This window comes from Chloroflexus islandicus, assembly GCF_001650695.1.
GTDB lineage: Bacteria > Chloroflexota > Chloroflexia > Chloroflexales > Chloroflexaceae > Chloroflexus > Chloroflexus islandicus.
In genome coordinates this window covers 1-344 of record NZ_LWQS01000090.1, presented here as the reverse complement: position 1 = coordinate 344, position 344 = coordinate 1, and the positions used below count along the sequence as shown (strand labels likewise).

Genomic DNA, 344 nt, shown 5'->3' with positions numbered 1-344 from the left:
GTGCGATTACCGCCGCTGGCTTTCTCGCCGCCTTTGTCGGCGATTATCCGTGGGCGCACCTCGATATTGCCGGCACGGCATGGGTGGAAAAGCCGGCCCGCGCGTATCAATCGCGTGGCGCCACCGGTATTGGCGTGCGGCTGCTGGTTGAATGGTTGCAAGGCTATGTTGGGGCGCAGGGGTAGCGCCGGTTGTGAGGCTGGGTGAATCGTGTCATCCACCCCAACCCTCCTCCAGACAGGAAATCCCCTTCCCATCCCCCCCTCCCCCAGCGGGGGAGGGGCTGGGGGTGGGGGCCAACCTCCCCCAGCGGGGGAGGGGCCGGGGGGGGGGGCCATCAGCCC

At 68.3% G+C, this 344-nt stretch carries 1 pseudogene; it reads left to right on the top strand.

Annotation, left to right across the window (positions count from 1 at the left end):
- A pseudogene (locus tag A6A03_RS20955) lies at positions 1 to 185 on the top strand (leucyl aminopeptidase); the annotation flags it as partial.
- Between the last annotated feature and the right edge of the window lie 159 nt (positions 186 to 344).